This window comes from Bradyrhizobium valentinum, from assembly GCF_001440405.1.
GTDB classification, from domain to species: Bacteria; Pseudomonadota; Alphaproteobacteria; order Rhizobiales; family Xanthobacteraceae; genus Bradyrhizobium; species Bradyrhizobium valentinum.
The window spans coordinates 16,791-37,561 of record NZ_LLXX01000148.1 but is presented as its reverse complement, the minus strand read 5'-3'; the positions used below and the strand labels follow the sequence as shown (position 1 = coordinate 37,561).

The following is a 20,771-nucleotide window of genomic DNA, read 5'->3' as shown; positions in this document are numbered from 1 at the left end:
GGCGCTGCGATGACGAAGTCAACCGAGTTAGCCGAGTGGCTGGCTAGACATGGTCTAGGCCAGTACGCCGATAGATTCGAAGAAAACAATATCGAATACTCCTTCCTTCCGGAATTGACGGACGATGATCTCAAAAAGCTTGGAGTATCCTCTTTAGGTCACCGCAAGAAGCTGCTCAGGGCCATTGAAGCTTTGAGGGCAGCGCGCCAACCCGCCGGCGCAGCAACGGGGCGACCCTCGCTTGTACAACATCGCGAAGCTGAATTCCGTCAGATCACAGTGCTGTTCAGTGATCTGGTGGGATCTACGCAGCTCTCGGAAAAGTTGGATCCTGAGGATCTCCAAAAACTCATTGATGCGTATCGAGGGGCGTGCAGCACGGCGATTAGGCGCTATGGAGGCGAGGTCGCCCGCTATTTCGGCGATGGTGCGATGGCATTTTTCGGTTGGCCCTATGCACACGAGGACGACGCCGCTCGTGCTATTCATGCCGCCCTGGAGATTGTCACCGGAGTTCCAAAGATTTCAGGGCCCGCAACCCTGACTTGTCGAGTGGGTGTTTCCTCGGGCCCGGTTGTTGTCGGTGAAATTGGAGACAGTGGCACGTGGTCGATGGACGCGGTGGGCGAGACGCCGAATATTGCCGCGCGTCTACAGACCCTTGCCGCTGGCAACACGGTAATCATCTCGGAATCGACGAGGCGTCTTGTATCGTCAGCTTTTGATTTCCAGGACCTCGGCCTTCAGGAGCTCAAAGGTGTAACTGAACCCCTTCATGTCTACCGTGTGATCTCGGCAAAAAGTACAGCTAGCCGCTTCGAGGCTGCGCATGCGGGCTCGCTTACTCCGCTCATTGGCCGCTCAAGCGAACTAAGCTTGCTGCTCGATAGGTGGCAGAAAGCGAAAGAGGGTGACGGCCAGGTCGTGTTCCTTTCGGGTATTCCCGGAGTGGGAAAATCAAGGCTCCTTCACGAATTGAAGTTGCATATTCAGCAGGAACCGCGCGTCTGGGTACACCATCAGGGCTCGCCTTATCATAGTCAGAGCGCGTTCGTTCCGGTGATCGAGCAGATCGAACAAGCGGCCCAAATAACAGCTCGTGAAGCCGACGCAGACAAGCTTGCCAAGCTCAAGGCTTACCTTCCGCGCTCAACATATAGTTCCAAAGAGGCGGTCCTACTGATTGCCAAACTGTTGTCAATCCCCTTGGAAAATCACCTCGAATTTGCTGACCTTACGCCACAACAAATAAAGAACAGGACGATAAGCACGCTCGTCGACATGCTCTTGGCGTTTTCTGTCCAACGCCCCACGGTCTGCATCTTCGAGGATGCGCACTGGCTAGATCCATCGACGCTTGAGCTGCTTGAACTGATTATCAGCCGGATTCACCACGCCCGGGTGCTGCTTATTGTGTCGTGCCGACCTGAATTCCGTCCCACGTGGATCACTCATGCGAACGCCACCGTACACTCGCTCACTCGATTGTCACACGCCGAAGTGAAGGCGATGATCCGAGATCTCTTGAGGGGCGAGAGTATGCCTCAACCGCTGCTTGACCAGATTATCGAAAAGGCCGATGGCGTCCCGCTCTTCATCGAGGAATTGACAAACAGTATGCTAGGCGCGCCTTTGCGGACTCGAGGTACTTTCGAGCGCGCAGCGCGACCAGAAACGCTCAGGGTTCCGGACACGCTGAGTGACGCATTTATGGAGCGGCTTGACCGCGTCGCGCCGAGTCGCAGACTTGCACAGATAGCAGCCGTGATTGGACGCGAGTTCTCCTATGATCTCTTGTCGGCTGCATCGCAAGTAGACGAAGACGATATGCTGTCGGCCCTCTCGCTGCTCGAGCAGGCCGACATCATCCACCGAGTCGACATTTCGCCTTTCGTCCGCTTTGCTTTCAAGCATGTGTTGTTGCGTGATGCAATTTACGACTCTTTGCTTAGAGGTAAGAGGCAGCAGATCCATGCGGACATCGCGGCGATCTTAAAGCATGACTTCCCGGAGCTCGCCGAAAGTCAACCCGAAGTCCTGGCCTATCACTATCAAGAAGCAGGCAACCACCAACTGGCCATTCGTTCTTGGTTTGAGTCTGGGCAACGCGCGCTCGCGCATTCAGCCAACGTTGAAGCGATTGCTAGTTTTCGAAAGGCTCTTCAGCTTCTGAGCGCTTTGCCCGAAACGCCCGAGCGGACCAAGCATGAGATCGACATTCAATTGGCATTGGGGATACCGCTTATCGCTGTTCATGGGTATGCCTCCGCGGAAACCTGCGAAGCGTTTTCTCGGGCGCGCGCCTTATGTCTGCAACTTGGGGACATCCCCGAATATTTCCAAGCTCTGTATGGATTGTGTATGCACTCCTGGATGTGCGCGCGGCATGACGAGGCGCTCCCAATGGCCGAGGAGTTTCTGTCGCGGTCGCAAGCGTTGTCCGACCCCGTGCTGCTAATGGTGGCTCATAGAGTGATGGGCAGCACGCTATTGACTATCGGCGACTTCCAGTTATCAGCGAACCATTTCGAGGAGACAATCAAGCTTTCAAGCGGCAAAGAAAAACAGCCGCTATCCGGCCTTTACATGGTTGAGCCCCAAGTGGCTTCACTTCTGCTCTTGTCTTGGGACTTATGGTTCCTGGGCCATCCCGATCAAGCGCTTTTGCGTGTTTCGGAAGCGCTCGCATTGGCTCAAGATCTTGGTCACCCATACACGCAAGCGTTCGCTCATTACATGACTTCCGTTGTGCACCTCCTGCGCGGGGATTCCGCTCGCGCCTTCGAAAGCGCCGAAAAAAGCTTCGAAATGTCACAAGAACAGCGGTTTTCGCTGTATGTGATCTTGTCGAGAATATCGCGAGGCCGGGCTCTCGGAGAGCTAGGTCGACTTACAGAGGCCCGAGCCGAAATAGCAATGGGAATCGACGAAGCGCGGCGCAATGGCCTCGGTTTCATGCTTCAGATGATGGATAGCTGGCTGGCGGACATGCACGCCAGGGCCGGCGAAAATGAACGCGCGCTATCGATTGTCGATGGGGTCTTGGCCAGTGTTGGTGACGTGACAGGCAGATCATGGGAAGCAGAATTGCATCGGCAAAGAGCGCAAATTCTTCTGGCACTCAACCCCTCGAAGGTAAGCGAAGCCGAGTCCCATCTTAAGAAATCTATTGAAGTGGCGCGCGGTCAAAGTGCTAGGTCCCTGGAATTGCGTGCCGCCATCAGCCTTGCAGAACTCTGGCGGACGCAAGGAAGGTCTGATGAGGCGCGCGCGTTGCTAGAACCGATCTGTCGCTCGTTTGACGAAGGGGCCGAAACGGCTGACCTCAAGCGGGCGCGCGCCGCCATCCTGCACGGATAACCGCTTGACGCTGGCCTAGGTGGTTTGCCTACCCACCCCCAGCGAACCAACAAGGTTCGCCGCATGTCTCCCCGAGAATATCTGGTTTCCCAGTTCGAGCCGCCACCAGCCAGCAAGGCAAAATCTGCCGCGGCGGGCATCTATTGCCGTGCTGAGCGGACCGGAAGCGATGCGGGAAAGCCCGGTTTTATTGGGTTTTTCTCGATGGCACGGCGCTTGCTGAGGAATGCGCAGGAGTTTGTCGGCCGCCATCCCTCCGCGGCGTTGTTGGAGTTCCGCCATGTTCTTTGCTTTGGGCGCCGCGTCATCGGCGATCGATGCCCTCAAGGCGCTTGCGTCGTCGAAATCATCAGCGCCGTCCACCGGCGTCAGCCAGAACGCGGCAAGCCCGTTCGCCTTCATGTCCTCGAATGCGTCGGCTGCGGTCGGTTCCGGAACTGGCTCGGGCGGCAGCGGGGGCTCGCCGATATCGCCGGAAACCATGAGCGCGCTGCTCGACGCGCAAAGCCAGTCTTCGGCGGGATCGACATCGGCGTCCAAGAGCCGCCACGCCGCACTGAAAGACCTGTTCGGGCAGATCGATGGCGACGGCGACGGCAAGATCAGCAAGGCGGAATTCGAAGAGGCGCTTGGCGCCGGCGGCACCAACCTTGCGCAAGCCGACAGTGTATTCGGCAAGCTCGACCAGGATGGCGACGGCTCGGTCAGCATCAAGGAGCTGGCATCGGCGCTGAGGCCCGAGAAGGAGCATCAACGCCGTCCGGACGAAGCGAACGATTCCGACGCATCCAATTTCGATCCGCGCTCGCAGATGCGCCAGGGCGCGATGACGACGACGGTCAGCAACAGCGACGGCTCCGTAACCACCTCGCTGACCTATGCGGACGGATCGAAGGTAACGATGACGTCGGCCGCGAGCGGAAGCTCGTCGAGATCAGCGACATCGTCCTACAATTTCATCGAGCAGATGATCCAGCGTCAGGCCCAGGCAATTTCATCAGGCGCCACCGCATCGCTTTCGCTCAGCGCCTGAGCACGAGACCCGGCGAGATCCCTTCGGATTGCGACCTAACCGAAGCGATCGCCCCACGCCGGCAGCGCACCCAGAAAGGGTAGCGCGGTCGCACTGTAAACGCCGCGCGCAATCGCGCGCGCGACCGTGTTGGCGGCGACCATCCCGAGTTCGGTGAGACCGAACAGCGGATCGATCGGCTTCTTGCCGGTCGCGGCGGCAAACACCACGTCGCCATCCAGCGGCGCATGTACGGGGTAGATGGCGCGCGCCATGCCGGTGTGCGCGATCATCGCGAGCCGCCTGGCCTGCGCTTTCGTCAGCACCGCATCCGTGACGACGACCACCAGTGTGGTGTTCTCCGAAGGCGTCGCAGCCGGGCCGCCCTTCAGCCGCGCCCGCAGCATGTCCGGCGTGAACGAAGGCGGCAGTCCGCGCCCGCCAAACTCATTGCCGTTCTCGAACGGCGCCGCCCAGAACCACGGGCCGTCGCCGACCGTCACGCTGCCCACCGCGTTGACCACTGCGAGCGCGCCGACCGTGACGCCGCCTTCGGTCTGCGCCGAAGCGGAGCCGAGGCCACCCTTGAAATTGGCTGTTGTCGCGCCGAGGCCGGCGCCGACGCTGCCAAGCGCGAAATCGGCAGCGGCCGCATTCGCCGCGGCGTAGCCGAGATCGCGGTAGGGCGGGAAGCGTCCCCAAGCCTTGTTGCCGCCGTTGAGCAGATCGAAGCAGATGGCGCCCGGAACGATCGGGATGACGGCTTCGCGCACCCGGAAGCCGCGACCCTGTTCGGCGAGCCAGGCCTGCACGCCGCCGGCGGCGTCCAGTCCGAGCGCCGAGCCGCCGGAAAGCGCGATGCCGTCGATCGCCTCGACGGTGCTTTCGGGCTTGAGCAGGGCGTCCTCACGGGTGCCGGGGCCGCCGCCGCGCACGTCGATCGACGCCACTGCAGGAGAATCGAAAAGGATCGCGGTGACGCCGGAGGCGAGCGCCGCATCGTCGGCATGGCCGACGCTGACGCCGGATATATCGGTGAGGAGATTTCTCAAGGAGCCGATCCGTTTGGGCCGCAACCAGCCTAAGCCGTCGTTAACCGGTATAGCAGCCGCGGAGGATGCTTCAACTGCCAAGCGCCAGCCGGATCATCCTTGCAAGCTCGGATTTGCGATAGGGCTTTGCCAGCAGCAGCACGCCGGAATCCAGCCGGCCGTGATGGACGATGGCGTTTTCGGTATAGCCCGAGGTGAACAGCGTCTTGAGGCCCGGCCGCCGCTTCAGCGCCTCGTCGACGAGCTGGCGGCCGTTCATGTTGCCGGGCATGATCACGTCGGTGAACAGCAGGTCGACGTTCGGGACATCGTCGATGATGCGCAAGGCATCGGAAGCGTTGGCCGCCTCGAGCGTAGTGTAGCCCAGGCTTTCGATCTGGGTCATCACATAGCGGCGCACCAGCGAATCGTCTTCGACGACGAGCACGATCTCATTGCCGCCCTCGATATCAGCCGCGACCAGCGCTTCCGCGGCGGTCTGGTTCAATCCCGTTGCCCGCGGCAGGTAGATCTTGACCGAAGTGCCGTGGCCTTGCTCGCTGTAGATCTTGATGTGTCCGCCCGACTGCTTGACGAAGCCGAACACCATGCTGAGGCCGAGGCCGGTGCCCTTGCCGACTTCCTTGGTCGTGAAGAAGGGTTCGAACACCCGTTCGAGCAGCGCGGGCGGAATTCCGGAGCCGGTGTCGCTGACCGCGATCATCACATAATTGCCGGGTGCGACCTCGCTGTGCATGCCGGCGTAGGTTTCATCGAGATAGACGTTGCTGGTCTCGAACGCGAGCTTGCCGCCACCGGGCATCGCGTCGCGCGCGTTGATTGCCAGATTGAGGACCGCAGTCGTGAGCTGGCTCGGGTCGACCAGCGCGGTCCATGCATCCTCGGCCAATAGCGGCGTGATTTCGATGTGCTCGCCGAGCGTCGGGTGCAGCAGCTTGGCGGCCTCGAGCACCAGTGCATTGACGTCGACCTCGAGCGGCTGCAGCGGCTGCTTGCGCGCGAAGGCGAGGAGATGCCTGGTCAGGTTGGCGCCACGTTCGGCGGCTTCGTCGATCAGCTTGGCGATGGCCGCGAGCTGGGGCTCGCCGGCGACGGCTTCTTCCAGAATGCCGATGGTGCCGGTGATCACGGTCAGGATGTTGTTGAAATCGTGCGCCACCCCGCCGGTCAGTTGGCCGACCGCGTCCATCTTCTGGACGTGCCGCAACTGGGCTTCCGCGGCCTGCTTTTCGGTCAGGTCCCGGCCGATGAAGAAGTGGCGGCGGACCGGCTCGGACCAGGTCCCGGTCCAGTTCAGCGTGACGGATTGGCCCTCCTTGTTGATATAGCGCGTCTCGAAATTGCGCTTGCTTTGTCCGCGTCGCCCCGCCCGCATCTCCTTGCGGGTGTGTTCGAGATCGTCGGGGTGGATGAATTCAATCGCACTGCGTCCGACCATTTCGGCGGGCTCATAGCCGAGGATCGCGGTGACGCTCGGGCTGACCTGGATGAAATTCCCCGCGCTGTCGGTGACGAAGATGAGGTCGTTCGAGGAATCGAATATGCGCCGCCGCTCTTCGATTTCCTGGCTGAGCGCTTGCTGCGTCCGCTTGCTTTCGGTGATGTCGCGCGCGGCTTTGGAGATGCCGACGATCTCGCCTGAGACCATGCGGATCGGGGAGATGCTCAGCGAAACATCGACGGCGCCGCCATCCTTGCGCATGCGTGAAGTCTCGTAGTGTGCAATCAGCTCGCCCCGGCTGATCCGCTCGATGATATCGCGCACCTCTTCGCGCCGGTCCGGCGGGACGATGATGCCGATCTGCCTGCCGATCGCCTCCGCGGCCGTAAAGCCGAACAGGCGCTCCGCGGCTCCGTTCCAGCCGGTGATGGTGCCGTCAAGCAATATGGTGATGATAGCATCGCTGGACGATTCCACGACGGCACTGAAAAGGCTGTCGCGTTCAGTGCGAAGGTCTCTTTCAGAGGCCGCTTGCAGACGCAACGATCCTAGCAGGCGGGCCAGCTTGGCCTGGAGGCCCATATTATCGACCAGAAGCGCCGCCAGCACGAAACTGGCAGCACATAGCCCGTATAGTCGACCGGCGTAGAAGCCGAGATCGAACCTGGCCGCGTTGACGACTCCCGACAGCGCGATGTCGCACAGCCAGGCGCACATCACGACCATGAGCCAGATGTCGAGCACCGAGTGCGGCCGCCGGAGCCACAGGATCAGCAGCGCGGCGAAGCTGAGCAATAGCTCGGTCGACAGGATGCCGATCAGGATGGGCGTGAAGCGCCCTTCCTCGCCGCTCAGCAGCGTCGGCAGAATGTCGTGCCTGACGGTCACGATCCAGGTTGCGACCGACAGCGTAACGCCGACGGCGACGATGCTTCCAAACAGCGCCCGGCCGACCGATCCCCTGATTTTGGGGCCGCCATCCTTGTCCTTGAGCACGGCGTAGCCGATCGCGAGAAGCGGAAATCCGGTATGCCAGATCTGGTAGAGCCAGGCCGTCGTTTGCGGCCCGGAATTGAAGAACCCGGCCGGAGCAAACAGGCCCGGAAAGGTCAAGGCATGGATGATCGCCGCGGCCGCAGTGAACAAGTAACCGCTTGCGAGCAACAACAAGGCCCGCGACCGCAACAACGCAAATTGCGAAAACAGCAGGATGGCCGTGATCAGGTCGTTGATGGCGAGCGCGGATTGATAGCTCGCAATGAACGCCGGAATCGCAGGGAGCGGCACTGTGGCAAACGGGAGGACGCATGCAAATAGCACCGCCGAGACGGCGACCACAACCAGCGCTGCCACGCGATCGTCGCGGGTCGCCGGCACGGTCGAAAGAAAGACGTTGCGCTCGTCACCCATTGTCGTCTCCGGCAAACTGGCAGCGAACGCGCCATGGCAGAAGCTCTAAACGCGCGAAAACAACGCATCCGACGCGGCCGGATATCCAGCCGATACCCGGGGGCCGATCGCACCCCCCGAGGCTACGCTAGCGACGCCTCGGAAGGAATCAACCCAAGGCTACATAATACCGGACGATGCCTGATAGAAACTCCACAGGCGGCGGCACGATAGGTTCTCCGGGATCGTGCAACGGCCTTCATTGCTGCCGACCCATCAAGCGCCAAGTTACAACTCGGCGCGTCGCAGGCCATTGCCCTCGACGACGACATCGCGGAGCGCAACCGGATCAGCGGCAAACTGCTGTCGCGACAAGGGGACCAACAGACGGCAAACCAGGCCTTCCGGGCGCCAATCGAATTCCGCGTGGCCCCCGAGCTGCGACTCGATGCTCGCAATCACGCTTCTGGTGCCGAATCCTCGCGATACCGGCTTCTCGACCGGTGGGCCGCCGGTCTCCACCCAGATGATCTTGAGAACGCCCGCCGGGTTTTCCCAACTCACCGACAGCCGGCCCGACAGCGCCGACAGGGCGCCGTACTTCGCCGAATTGGTGACGAGTTCGTGCAGCGCCAGCGCAACGGTCTGAGCCGTCGCCGGTTCGAGTTGGACCTCCGGACCGGAGAGGTCGATCTGGTCGCCGGTGGAATAGGGCGCCAGCTCCTCTTCAATCAATTTCCTTATTTCGGCGCCTTGCCAGCTCGACAGCGAAAGCACGGTGTGCACGCGCGCCAGCGCATTGATCCGTCCTTCAACCGAACGGATGTAGGTCTTCACGTTCTCGCCGCGCGTCAGCCGGACGATGGATTGCGCGAGGGCCAGGGCATTCTTGGCGCGGTGATCGACTTCCCGCGCCAGCAGGGTTTGACGCTCTTCGGCCTGCTTGCGCTCGGTGATGTCAACGGTGACGCCGCTGACGCGAATGACCCGGCCGCCCTTGTCGAGGGTGGCGGCCGCCGTGCCGACGCACCAGCGCACCTCGCCGTCGGGACGGATGATCCGGAACTCCGCCTCGTACGATTTGGCGCCCTTTGTGAACTGGGTGACCGCCTTGCGCAGTTCTTCGGTATCATCAGGATGCAGGAACATCTGGACGTTCGATGGGGTCACGGCGAAAGTCTTTGGGTCGAGCCCGAAAATCTGGAATTGACCTTCGTCCCACATCCAGTCGCCATTGATCCAGTCCCAATCCCACGATCCCATCTTGCCCGCGGCGATCGCAAGGCTGCGGCGCTGCTCGCTCTCCAGCAGTCGCGCATGCGATTCCTCAAGCTCCGCGGTGCGGGCGCGCACGCGGTCTTCGAGTTCGGCATTGAGCCGTTCGAGTTGGCGGGTCTTGCGATAGAGCTCGGCGAATACCTTGATCTTGGCGCGCAACACCTCCGGCACGACCGGAACCGGGACGTAGTCGACCGCGCCCATTTCGTAGCCGCGCAGCCGGTCGATGTCGCTGACCTGTATCGCGGAGATGAATATCATCGCCGTCTTCTGAAAGCGGGGATGTTCGCGGATCATGGCGGCGAGTTCGAACCCATCCAGCTCAGGCATGCAGACGTCGACCAGGATGATGGCGACATCGTTCTTGAGCAGGAACTCGAGCGCTTCGCGTCCGGACGAAGCCTTGACCAGATTCTCGCCGAGTTCTTTCAGTATGACTTCGTAGGCGAGCAGCTTCGCCGGCTGATCGTCCACCAGAAGAATGTTTACCTTGTCCTGATCCATCATCTGTTACGCCGATCAGCGGTGGAGCCACATTCGAATGGCGAGCAGCAACTGCTCGGTATTGACGGGCTTGGCGAGATAGTCCGACGCGCCGGCTTCGAGGCATTTCTCGCGGTCGCCCTTCATCGCCTTGGCGGTCAGCGCGATGATCGGCAGGCGGCCGAACGAGGGGTTTTGCCGGATAACGCCGATGGTCTGATATCCGTCCATCTGCGGCATCATGATATCCATCAGCACGATTGCGATGTTTGGATTCGACTCGACCAGCGCAATGGCCTCACGGCCCGTCGTCGCGGTCAGCACCTTCATGCCGCGCCGTTCGAGCACGCTCGATAGCGCGAAGATGTTACGTGCGTCGTCATCCACCAGAAGCGCGGTCTTGCCAATGAGATCCTCATCGGAACTATTGAGCTTCTCGAGCATCCTCTGCTTCTCGACTGGCAATTCCGTGATCACACGGTGCAAAAACAGCGACGTTTCGTCGAGCAGGCGTTCCGGCGATTCGACGCCTTTCACCACGATGCTCCTCGCCATGGTGTGAAGTTCCGCATCCTCCTCGGCCGAAAGTTCCCGCCCGGTGAACACTACGACCGGCACGTTCGATAGGGATTCGTCGTTGCGAAGCCGGTCGAGCACCTCGAACCCGCTCATGTCAGGCAGCCGCAGATCCAGCACGACGCAGTCGCACGGCTGGTTCCGCAGCGTCGACAACGCGCCGGCGCCGGTGTCGGCGGTGAGGATCTCGATGTCGTCGTGGCCGAGCAATTCGGTGATGCTCATCTGCTCGGCGGCATTGTCCTCCACGATCAGAAGGCGCTTGCGTCGGGGCTTGGCATATTCCTTGATCTGCGACAGCGCCGCGCTGACGCCCTCGGTCGTCGTCGGCTTGTTGACGAAGGAAAACGCGCCGCGCGCCAGCGCGTGCTGACGGTCTTCGTCCAGCGTAATGATCTGCACTGGAATGTGCCGCGTCAGCGGATTGTGCTTGAGTTGGCTGAGCACGGTCCAGCCCAGCATGTCCGGCAGGAATACGTCGAGCGAAACCGCGGTCGGCTGGAACTGCTTGGCGAGTTCGAGCGCTTCGGCACCGCGACTGGCGACCAGCACCCTGAAGCCCTTGTCGCGGGCCAGATCGATCAGCACCCGCGCATAGTGCGGATCGTCTTCGACGATCAGCAGGATGGTATCTCCCGGCGAGAGGTCGAGGCGGTCGTCCGGCAATTGCTCGACGGCGCGCTCCTGTGTCGCCTGCAGCGCCGGCGCGGGTGTGAATGCCGACGAGGCAGGGGAGCGCGGCGCAACGGTCGGACCGGAATAATGCAACGGCAGGTAAAGCACGAAGGTGCTGCCCTTGCCGGGCGCGCTGCGCAGATGAATTTCGCCGCCGAGCAGGCTCGCAAGCTCGCGGCTGATGGCAAGGCCGAGGCCGGTGCCGCCGTATTTGCGGCTGGTGCCGGCGTCTGCCTGCTGGAACGCCTCGAAGATCAGCTTCTGCTTTTCCAGGGGAATGCCGATGCCGGTGTCGGTCACCTCGAAGGCGACGACAGCGGGCGCGTGATTGAGGATCGGGTGCTCGGCGCTCCAGCCGCCGACGGCGGCCGATACGTTCAACTTCACGCCGCCCTCCGCGGTGAACTTGAACGCGTTCGACAGCAGGTTCTTCAGAACCTGCTGCAGGCGCTTGGAGTCGGTGACTATGCTGCGGGGAAGGGTCTCGTCGACATTGATGTTGAACGAGAGGTGGCGATTTTCAGCCTCGTGCTTGAACGGCCGTCCGACGGTCTCGAGCAGGCTCGATGTCAGGATTTCCTCGGCATCGACGGTCACCGTGCCGGATTCGATCTTCGACAGGTCGAGGATGTCGCTGATCAGGTTGAGCAGGTCAGTGCCGGCGCCGTGGATAGTGCGGGCGAACTCGACCTGTTTCGCCGACAGATTGCCCTCCGGATTTTCGGTGAGCTGCTGGCCGAGGATCAGAATGCTGTTGAGCGGCGTGCGCAGCTCATGCGACATGTTGGCGAGGAATTCGGACTTGTACTTCGAGGTCAGCGAAAGCTCGGTCGCCTTTTCTTCGAGCGCGCGCCGCGCCTGTTCGATTTCCTGGTTCTTTCTTTCCACCTCGACGTTGCGTTCGGCGAGCTGCTGAGCCTTCTGTTCGAGCTGGTCGTTGGTCTGCTGCAATTCCTTCTGCTGCGTCTGCAATTCGCCGGCGAGCTGCTGGGATTGCTTCAACAGGCCCTCGGTCTGCATCGTGGCTTCGATGGAGTTGAGCACGATGCCGATGCTGTCGGTCAATTGTTCGAGGAAGGTCATCTGCGAGGTGGTGAAAGAGGCAATCGATGACAGCTCGATGACGGCCTTCACCTGGTTCTCGAACAGGACCGGAAGCACGACGATATTCCTCGGGATCGCACGCAACAGCCCCGAATTGATCGGCGCGGTATGGTCAGGAATGTCCGACACCAATCGCTGACGCTTGTCCATGGCACATTGGCCGACCAATCCTTCACCGAACTGCACGACCTGCGGGTGCGGATTGGCGCGATCGCCGGCGTAGGAGGAGAGCAGGCGCAATTGCGGGCTCTCGGCGTTCTCCACCTGATAGATTACGCCCATATGGGCGTTGACCAGCGGCGCCAGTTCGGTCAGCAGCAGCCGGCCGACAGTGGAGAGCTCGCGCTGCCCCTGCAGCATGTTGGTGAACCTGGCGAGGTTGGTCTTCAGCCAGTCCTGCTCGGTATTCACCTGCGTGGTGAGGCGGAGGTTGCCGATCATCGTGTTGATGTTGTCTTTGAGTTCAGCCACTTCGCCGCGGGCATCGACCTGGATCGAGCGGGTCAGGTCGCCCTTGGTCACGGCGGTCGCCACCTCGGCAATCGCGCGCACCTGCGAGGTCAGGTTGGCGGCGAGCAGGTTGACGTTGCCGGTGAGGTCTTTCCAGGTACCGGCCGCGCCGGGCACGTTGGCCTGGCCGCCGAGCCGTCCCTCGACGCCGACCTCGCGCGCCACGCTGGTAACCTGGTCGGCGAAGGTGGCGAGCGTCTCCGTCATGTTGTTGATGGTGTCGGCGAGCGCTGCGACTTCGCCCTTCGATTTCACCGTCAGGTTCTGTTTCAGGTCGCCGTCGGCGACCGCGGTCACGACCTTGACGATGCCGCGGACCTGTTCGGTCAGATTGGCGGCCATGAAGTTGACGGTGTCGGTCAAGTCCTTCCAGGTGCCGGCGACGCCCGGGACCTGCGCCTGCCCACCGAGCTTGCCCTCGGTGCCGACTTCGCGCGCGACGCGCGTCACTTCGCCGGCAAAGGCGTTGAGCTGATCGACCATCGTGTTGATGGTGTTTTTCAGCTCGAGAATTTCGCCCTTCACGTCCACGGTGATCTTGCGCGACAGGTCGCCGCGCGCCACCGCCGTGGTGACTTCGGCGATGTTGCGGACTTGCGTGGTGAGGTTGGCCGCCAGGAGGTTGACGTTGTCGGTCAGATCCTTCCAGGTGCCGCCGACGCCGGGCACCACGGCCTGGCCGCCGAGCCGCCCCTCGGTGCCTACCTCGCGCGCCACGCGCGTCACTTCGGCGGCAAACGAGCGAAGCTGCTCGACCATCGTGTTCAGGGTGTCCTTGAGCAGCAGGATTTCGCCGCGGACGTCGACCGTGATCTTCTTCGAAAGGTCGCCGCCCGCAATAGCGGTGGCGACCTCGGCGATGTTGCGGACCTGCGCGGTCAGGTTCGAAGCCATGAAGTTGACGTTGTCGGTCAGGTCCTTCCAGGTGCCGGCCACTTCAGGCACCTGGGCCTGGCCGCCGAGCTTGCCTTCGGTGCCGACTTCGCGCGCCACGCGGGTGACTTCCGAGGCGAACGCGTTGAGCTGGTCCACCATCGTGTTGACGGTATTCTTCAGCTCGAGAATCTCGCCCTTGACGTCGACGGTGATTTTCTTCGACAGGTCGCCCTTGGCCACCGCCGTGGTGACTTCGGCGATGTTGCGGACCTGGCCGGTCAGATTGCCGGCCATCGAGTTGACGTTGTCGGTGAGGTCCTTCCAGGTGCCGGCGACGCCGGGCACGTTGGCCTGACCGCCGAGCCGGCCCTCGGTGCCGACCTCGCGCGCCACGCGGGTCACTTCGCCAGCAAAGCGGTTGAGCTGGTCGACCATCGTGTTGAGCGTTTCCTTGAGCTGCAGGATCTCGCCGCGCACGTCGACGGTGATCTTGCGCGACAGGTCGCCGCCGGCGATCGCGGTCGCGACCTCGGCGATGTTGCGGACCTGCGCGGTCAGGTTGCCCGCCATCGAGTTCACGGAGTCGGTCAAATCCTTCCAGGTGCCGGCGACGCCGGTCACCTGGGCCTGACCGCCGAGCTTGCCGTCGGTGCCGACTTCGCGCGCCACGCGCGTCACTTCGCTCGCAAAGGCGTTGAGCTGGTCGACCATCGTGTTCAGCGTTTCCTTCAATTGAAGGATTTCGCCTGAGACGTTGACCGTGATCTTCTTCGACAGGTCGCCCTTGGCGACGGCGGTCGCGACCTCGGCGATGTTGCGGACCTGAGCGGTGAGGTTGCCGGCCATCGAATTGACGTTGTCGGTGAGGTCCTTCCAGGTGCCGGCGACGCCGCGCACGTTGGCCTGGCCGCCGAGCTTGCCTTCGGTGCCGACCTCGCGGGCAACGCGCGTCACTTCGCCGGCAAAGGCGTTGAGCTGGTCGACCATCGTGTTGATGGTGTCCTTCAACTCCAGGATTTCGCCGCGCACATCCACCGTGATCTTCTTCGACAAGTCGCCGTTGGCGACCGCGGTCGTCACCTCGGCGATGTTGCGCACCTGTGCCGTCAGGTTGGAAGCCATCGAGTTGACGCTCTCGGTGAGGTCCTTCCAGGTGCCGGCGACGCCGAGCACGTTGGCCTGACCGCCGAGCCGTCCCTCGGTGCCGACTTCGCGCGCCACGCGGGTCACCTCGCCGGCGAAGGCGTTGAGCTGGTCGACCATCGTGTTCAGTGTTTCCTTCAACTGAAGGATTTCGCCCGACACGTTCACGGTGATCTTCTTGGAAAGGTCGCCGCCGGCGATCGCGGTCGCGACGTCGGCGATGTTGCGGACCTGCGCCGTCAGGTTGGAGGCCATGAAGTTGACGTTGTCGGTGAGGTCCTTCCAGGTGCCGGCGACGCCGGGGACCTGGGCCTGACCGCCGAGCTTGCCTTCGGTGCCGACCTCGCGGGCGACGCGCGTCACTTCCGAGGCGAACGAATTGAGCTGGTCGACCATCGTGTTGATGGTGTCCTTCAACTCCAGGATTTCGCCGCGGACGTCCACCGTGATCTTGCGGGAGAGGTCGCCGCGGGCGACCGCGGTGGTGACGTTGGCGATGTTGCGAACCTGGGCGGTGAGATTGCCGCACATCGCGTTCACGGAGTCGGTCAGATCCTTCCAGGTGCCGGCAACGCCGGGCACGATCGCCTGGCCGCCGAGCTTGCCGTCGGTGCCGACTTCGCGCGCGACACGGGTCACCTCGGAGGCGAACGATCGAAGCTGGTCGACCATCGTGTTGATGGCTTCCTTGAGCTGCAGGATCTCGCCGCGGACGTCCACCGTGATCTTTTTCGACAGGTCGCCATTGGCCACCGCGATGGTGACCTCGGCGATGTTTCGCACCTGGCCGGTCAGGTTGTTGGCCATCGAGTTGACGCTCTCGGTCAGGTCCTTCCAGACGCCGGTCACTTCCGGCACCTGGGCCTGGCCGCCGAGCTTGCCCTCGGTGCCGACCTCGCGCGCCACGCGCGTCACTTCCGAGGTGAACACGCTGAGCTGCTTGATCATCGTGTTGACGATATTGGCCGACTGCAAGAACTCGCCGCCCAGCGGGCGGCCGTCGACATCGAGCTTCACGGTTTGCAACAGGTCGCCTTGAGCCACGGCGGCGACGGCGCGCGTGACTTCGCGGGTTGGCCACAACAGGTCGTCGATCAGCGTGTTGACGGAGCCTTCCATGTCCGCCCAGGAGCCGCTTGAAAGGTCGAACTTGACGCGCTGTCTTGTCTTGCCCTCGCGGCCGACGACCTGGCCGACGTGCTCCAGTTGCTGCGCCATTCGCTGGTTGGCGGCGACGATTTCATTAAAGGTGTCTGCGATCTTGCCCTCGATGCCGAGGTGGTCGCCCGTCATCCGTACCGAGAAATCGCCCGCGCGCATTGCTTGCAAGGCGTGCAGCAGATCCTGCATCGGATCGGACGTGCCGTTGGTGGTGGGTGGTTTGGATTTGGCGGCCCGGCGAGCGGAGGGTGATGCTCCAGGGGAAAGATCACTCATGGTGTTTCCTTGGCCAGTTCGCGCGAATCCATTGGCTAAGATGCAATGTCACAGATAGAACCGCTGCCCCAGCGGCAGATCAAGTTGGAACAAGGGTTAAGGTCGTGAAATCAATGACATGGAACTCAGCCCAGCCCGGCTCAATTCGGCGGGAACCCAATTGTTCCCGGCGTTGCAAAATTATCTGGAACCGGAAATAGAAACGCCCCGGCGGACCGGGGCGTTGGAGTTCTGATCGGGGAGGGGGTCAGGACCCCTTCGGATGGATCTCGGCGTAGTTGCCCTTGGCGTCCCACTTGTAGACGACATAGTCGATCACCTTGATGTCGCCCTTGGCGTCAAAGCCCAGCTTGCCGAGCACGGTGTCCCATTCGCCGGCCTTGATGGTCTCCATGACCTTCTTCGGGTCGGTGGTCTTCGCCTTCGCCACCGCCTGTGTCCAGACCTGCATCGCGGCATAGGTGTAGAGGGTGTAGCCTTCCGGATCGATGTTCTTGGCCTTGAACTTCTCGACGATCGCCTTCGCGGTCGTCTTGTTGCGGGGATCGGGACCGAAGGTGAACAGCGTGCCTTCGGCGGCCGGACCGGCGATCGAGGCGAACTCCTTGTCGTTCAAGGCATCGCCCGCCATCAACACCGTCTTGAGGCCCTGGTCGCGCATCTGGCGCAGAATGAGGCCGGATTCCTGATGGTAACCGCCGACGAAGACCAGATCGATACTGTCGCGCTTCAGGCGCGACACGATCGCGTTAAAGTCCTTGTCGCCCTTGTTGTAGGACTCGAACATCTTCTCGGCGACGCCGGCCTTGTTGAGCGCCTTCTTGGTTTCGTCGGCGAGGCCTTTGCCGTAAGTCGTCTTGTCGTTGAGGATGGCGACGTTCTTGCCCTTGTAGTTCTTGACGATGTAGTCGGCGGCAACCAGGCCCTGCTGGTCGTCGCGGCCGCAGACGCGCGCCACGTTCCAGAGCTTGCGCTCGGTGAACAGCGGGTTGGTCGAGGCCGGGGTGATCTGCAGCACGTTGCCGTCGGCGTAGGCTTCCGACGCCGGGATCGACGACGACGAGCAGAAATGACCGGCAACGAACGGGATTTTCGCGCTGGCGAATTTTTCCGCGATCGAGCGCGCCTGCTTCGGGTCGCAGGCATCATCGCCGACCTGCAGCGCGAGCTTCTTGCCGAGCACGCCACCGGCGGCGTTGAAATCGGCCACGAATTGTTCGGCGCCGTTCTTCATCTGCCGGCCGAATGCGGATTCGCCGCCCGTCATCGGGCCCACCACTGCGATGGAGATGTCCTGCGCCAGTGCTGTTGTCGACAACGCCAACGATGCGCCCAATGCCAGGCCGATGAGTTTCAGTGATTTCATGAGGTATCCTCGCAGGTAGTCGATTTCGGGAAGCACCCGGCGGGCCGGGTACGAAAATCACGCCCATTGTCGGCTGATTTTACGGCGAAGTCATCGGCAATTTTCGGGCAAATCCACGGTCCGTTCGCAGCATCTTGCCGCAGCACGCGCCAAACGGGTTGGGAGCGCTACTCCCGCCGGCCGCCCTCCAGATAGGCGGCGCGGATTTCCGGGCGCTGCAGCAATTCGCTGCCGGTTCCGGACAGGGTTATCAGGCCGTTGACCATGACATAGCCGCGATGGGCCAATTTCAGCGCATGGTTGGCGTTCTGTTCGACAATCAGGACGGTCAGGCCGTCCTGCCGGTTCAGGGTCCGGATCGCATCGAAAATCTGCCGCGCGATCAGGGGGGCCAGCCCCAGCGACGGCTCGTCCAGCATCAACAGGCGCGGCCGGCTCATCAGGGCCCGGCCGATCGCCAGCATCTGCTGCTCGCCACCGGACAGCGTTCCGCCGCGCTGGGTCATGCGTTCCTTGAGCCGCGGGAACAGCGCGAAGACGCGTTCCAGGCCGCTCGCCCGATCGGCCTCGCTGCTATCGGTCGCGTCGGCGCCCATCTGCAGGTTTTCCGCCACGCTCATACGCGGGAAAATGCGGCGGCCTTCGGGGGATTGGGCGATGCGCAGCCGCGCAATCTCATGTGTCGGCACGCCGGTGATGTCCTGGCCGTCGAATTCGATCCTCCCTGCGCGCGCGCGCGGCCTGCCGAAGATCGTCATCATCAGGGTCGACTTGCCGGCGCCGTTGGCGCCGATCAGCGCGACGATTTCGCCGGCGCTGATGTCGAGATCGACGCCCTTCAGCGCTTCGATCTTGCCGTAGGCCGCGCGCAGCGAGCGGATTGCGAGCAGGGGCGTATTGGACGAGGCGCTCACGTGCCGCTCTCCATCACCGCGATAGCTTCTTCCTCGTCGGCGCCGAGATAGGCGGCGATCACCTTGGGATCGTCGCGGATGTGCCGCGGCGTGCCTTCGGCGATCTTGACGCCATAGTCCATCACGACGACGTGGTCGGAGATTTCCATCACCACGCTCATGTCGTGCTCGATCAAAAGGATCGAGGTGCCCTCTTCGGAGCGGATCGAGAGCAACAATTCGCTTAAAGCGGCGCTCTCCCGCGCGTTCAGTCCGGCCGCCGGCTCGTCGAGGCACAGCAGCGCGGGCTGGGTGCACATCGCGCGCGCGATCTCCAGCCGCCGCTGGTCGCCATAGGGTAAATTGCCGGCGGCATCGTCGGCGCGATCAAGAAGTCCGATGCGATCGAGCCAGGTCCGCGACAGATCGATCGCGGCCTGTTCGGCGTTGCGCCAGGACGGCGCGCCGATCAGTCCGAGAAACGTCAACCCGGAGGCGCGCATCAGCGCGTTGTGCTGCGCCACCATCAGGTTCTCCAGCGCTGTCATGCCGGGAAACAGGCGGATGTTCTGGAAGGTGCGCGCGACCCGGGCCAGTTTGGCAATCCGGAAATCGTTCAGCCGCTGGAGCTGGATGGCGTGGCCGTCGTCATGCGTGAGCCGCATCGCGCCCGAGGTCGGCTTGTAGAAGCCGGTGATGCAGTTGAACACCGTGGTCTTGCCGGCGCCGTTCGGCCCGATCAGCGCGGTGATCTTGCGCCGCTCGGCATCGAAGGAGAGATCGTTGACGGCGACGATGCCGCCGAAGCGCATCGACAAGCGATCGACCGACAGGATGGGATCGCCGCTCATCCGTGGCCCTCCTTGACGAGGTCGGATGAGATCGCCTGGTTGCTCTTCAGGAACACGGTCGGCGCGCGGTGGCCGATCAGGCCGCGCGGCCGCCAGATCATGAGCAGCACCATCGCCATGCCGAACACCAGCATGCGGTACTGGTCGAGCCCGCGGAACAGCTCGAAGCCGCCGATCATGGCGAGCGCCGCGAGCGCCACGCCAAGCTGCGAGCCCATGCCGCCCAGCACCACGATCGCCAGCACCAGCGCCGATTCATGGAAGGTGAAGGATTCCGGGCTGATGAAGCCCTGCCGCGTCGCGAAGAACGCGCCGGCAATACCGCCGAACATCGCCCCGGTCGCAAACGCCGTCAGCTTGGTCGTGGTGGTGTTGATGCCGAGCGCGCGGCAGGCGACCTCATCCTCGCGCAACGCCTCCCAGGCGCGGCCGAGCGGGAGGCGTCGCAGCCGGATCGTGACCCAGTTGGTGAGCAGCGCCAGCGCCAGGATAATGTAGAACAGAAACACGATGCGGTGCGTCGGCGAGAATTCGATCCCGAGCAAGGCCGCCAGCCCGTCATCGGCCGGTGTGAGCGGAATGCCGAACAGGGTGGGGCGGGGAATGCCGGTGACGCCGTTCGGCCCGCCGGTCAGGGTCTGCCAGTTGATGAGGACGAGGCGGATGATCTCGCCGAAGGCCAGCGTGACGATCGCGAGATAATCGCCGCGCAGCCGCAGCACGGGAAAGCCGAGCAGCACGCCCCAGAAGGCGGCGAGAATGCCGGCGAGCGGCAGGCAGATCCAGAACGACAGCCCGAAATTGGTGGCCAGCAGCGCATAGGAATAGGCGCCGACCGCGTAGAACGCGACATAGCCGAGGTCGAGCAGCCCGGCGAGGCCGACCACCACGTTGAGCCCCCATCCGAGCATCACGTAGGTGAGCACGAGGATGGCGAGGTCGAGAATGTAGCGCTCGTCGTAGAACAGAACGGGCACCAGGAACGTGAAGACCAGCAGCACCGGCGCGATGCCGCGGCGGGCGACGGCGAGGGTGGTTTGCACGGAAGGTGGCACGATCCTGACGGTGCCGACCGGTCCCCACCATTGCCGCAGCAATTCGACGATGATACTGCCGCCGAATACGGCCGCGACCATGGCCGCAAGGTCGCCGAACCGCGTCCAGTAGATCAATTGCCCTTGCGGTCCGGCCTCGGTGCGCACGCCGATCATCAGCGAAAACAGCACCAGCGCCACGAAAGCGCTGATCAGCGCTTTCTTGAGGATGAAGGCGGCTCCGGGTGCGCGCGAGGTTTGGGCGGCGGGGGGTGCGCTCACGCTGTCGCC

General features: G+C 62.6%; 11 protein-coding genes. 2 read left to right on the top strand and 9 right to left on the bottom strand.

Going from position 1 to position 20,771, the window contains the following annotated elements; all coding sequences use genetic code 11:
• Positions 1-9: 9 nt before the first annotated feature.
• Positions 10-3,360, top strand: coding sequence for an adenylate/guanylate cyclase domain-containing protein (locus tag CP49_RS26290; protein WP_057853073.1), 3,351 nt, complete (start codon positions 10-12; stop codon positions 3,358-3,360).
• A gap of 15 nt (positions 3,361-3,375) precedes the next feature.
• Here CP49_RS26290 and CP49_RS48995 read toward each other — a convergent pair whose 3' ends face one another.
• Entirely contained in the window at positions 3,376-3,843 is a 468-nt protein-coding gene (locus tag CP49_RS48995) for a hypothetical protein (RefSeq protein ID WP_338060385.1), read from the bottom strand.
• Between CP49_RS48995 and CP49_RS26285 the strand changes: the two genes are divergently transcribed.
• Entirely contained in the window at positions 3,842-4,393 is a 552-nt protein-coding gene (locus tag CP49_RS26285; RefSeq protein WP_338060384.1) for an EF-hand domain-containing protein, read from the top strand. The genes CP49_RS48995 and CP49_RS26285 overlap by 2 nt on opposite strands.
• A 35-nt stretch (positions 4,394-4,428) precedes the next feature.
• Here the strand turns inward: CP49_RS26285 and CP49_RS26280 are convergent, their stop codons facing one another.
• From CP49_RS26280 to livM, 8 genes are all read right to left on the bottom strand, one after another.
• Positions 4,429-5,424, bottom strand: a complete 996-nt coding sequence (locus CP49_RS26280; RefSeq protein ID WP_057853071.1) for a P1 family peptidase — start codon at positions 5,422-5,424, stop codon at positions 4,429-4,431.
• 70 nt (positions 5,425-5,494) lie between these two features.
• Positions 5,495-8,275 (bottom strand): PAS domain S-box protein, encoded by a 2,781-nt coding sequence (locus CP49_RS26275; RefSeq protein WP_057853070.1) that lies wholly within the window; start codon positions 8,273-8,275, stop codon positions 5,495-5,497.
• Positions 8,276-8,542: 267 nt separating this feature from the next.
• Entirely contained in the window at positions 8,543-10,036 is a 1,494-nt protein-coding gene (locus CP49_RS26270; RefSeq protein WP_082646258.1) for an HWE histidine kinase domain-containing protein, read from the bottom strand.
• Between the two features lie 15 nt (positions 10,037-10,051).
• Positions 10,052-16,336 carry a HAMP domain-containing protein gene (locus CP49_RS26265; protein WP_057853069.1) on the bottom strand — a complete coding sequence of 2,095 codons (6,285 nt, stop codon included), beginning with the start codon at positions 16,334-16,336 and terminating at the stop codon, positions 10,052-10,054.
• A 247-nt stretch (positions 16,337-16,583) separates the two neighbouring features.
• Positions 16,584-17,702: a branched-chain amino acid ABC transporter substrate-binding protein gene (locus CP49_RS26260; protein ID WP_057853068.1), complete on the bottom strand. Its 1,119-nt coding sequence runs from the start codon at positions 17,700-17,702 to the stop codon at positions 16,584-16,586.
• A 167-nt stretch (positions 17,703-17,869) separates the two neighbouring features.
• On the bottom strand, positions 17,870-18,616 hold the full coding sequence (locus CP49_RS26255; protein WP_057853067.1) for an ABC transporter ATP-binding protein: 747 nt from the start codon (positions 18,614-18,616) through the stop codon (positions 17,870-17,872).
• Positions 18,613-19,446 carry an ABC transporter ATP-binding protein gene (locus CP49_RS26250; RefSeq protein ID WP_057853066.1) on the bottom strand — a complete coding sequence of 278 codons (834 nt, stop codon included), beginning with the start codon at positions 19,444-19,446 and terminating at the stop codon, positions 18,613-18,615. The genes CP49_RS26255 and CP49_RS26250 overlap by 4 nt, the downstream gene beginning before the upstream one ends.
• Positions 19,443-20,762 (bottom strand): high-affinity branched-chain amino acid ABC transporter permease LivM, encoded by a 1,320-nt coding sequence (gene livM, locus CP49_RS26245; RefSeq protein WP_156438673.1) that lies wholly within the window; start codon positions 20,760-20,762, stop codon positions 19,443-19,445. The genes CP49_RS26250 and livM overlap by 4 nt, the downstream gene beginning before the upstream one ends.
• Positions 20,763-20,771: the final 9 nt, after the last annotated feature.

Coding starts and splice junctions, on each gene's coding strand:
- CP49_RS26275 (WP_057853070.1), bottom strand. CDS start 8,275: ATGGGTGACGAGCGCAACGTCTTTCTTTCGACCGTGCCGGCGACCCGC.
- CP49_RS48995 (WP_338060385.1), bottom strand. CDS start 3,843: ATGGTTTCCGGCGATATCGGCGAGCCCCCGCTGCCGCCCGAGCCAGTT.
- CP49_RS26285 (WP_338060384.1), top strand. CDS start 3,842: ATGAGCGCGCTGCTCGACGCGCAAAGCCAGTCTTCGGCGGGATCGACA.
- CP49_RS26250 (WP_057853066.1), bottom strand. CDS start 19,446: ATGAGCGGCGATCCCATCCTGTCGGTCGATCGCTTGTCGATGCGCTTC.
- CP49_RS26260 (WP_057853068.1), bottom strand. CDS start 17,702: ATGAAATCACTGAAACTCATCGGCCTGGCATTGGGCGCATCGTTGGCG.
- CP49_RS26290 (WP_057853073.1), top strand. CDS start 10: ATGACGAAGTCAACCGAGTTAGCCGAGTGGCTGGCTAGACATGGTCTA.
- CP49_RS26270 (WP_082646258.1), bottom strand. CDS start 10,036: ATGGATCAGGACAAGGTAAACATTCTTCTGGTGGACGATCAGCCGGCG.
- CP49_RS26265 (WP_057853069.1), bottom strand. CDS start 16,336: ATGAGTGATCTTTCCCCTGGAGCATCACCCTCCGCTCGCCGGGCCGCC.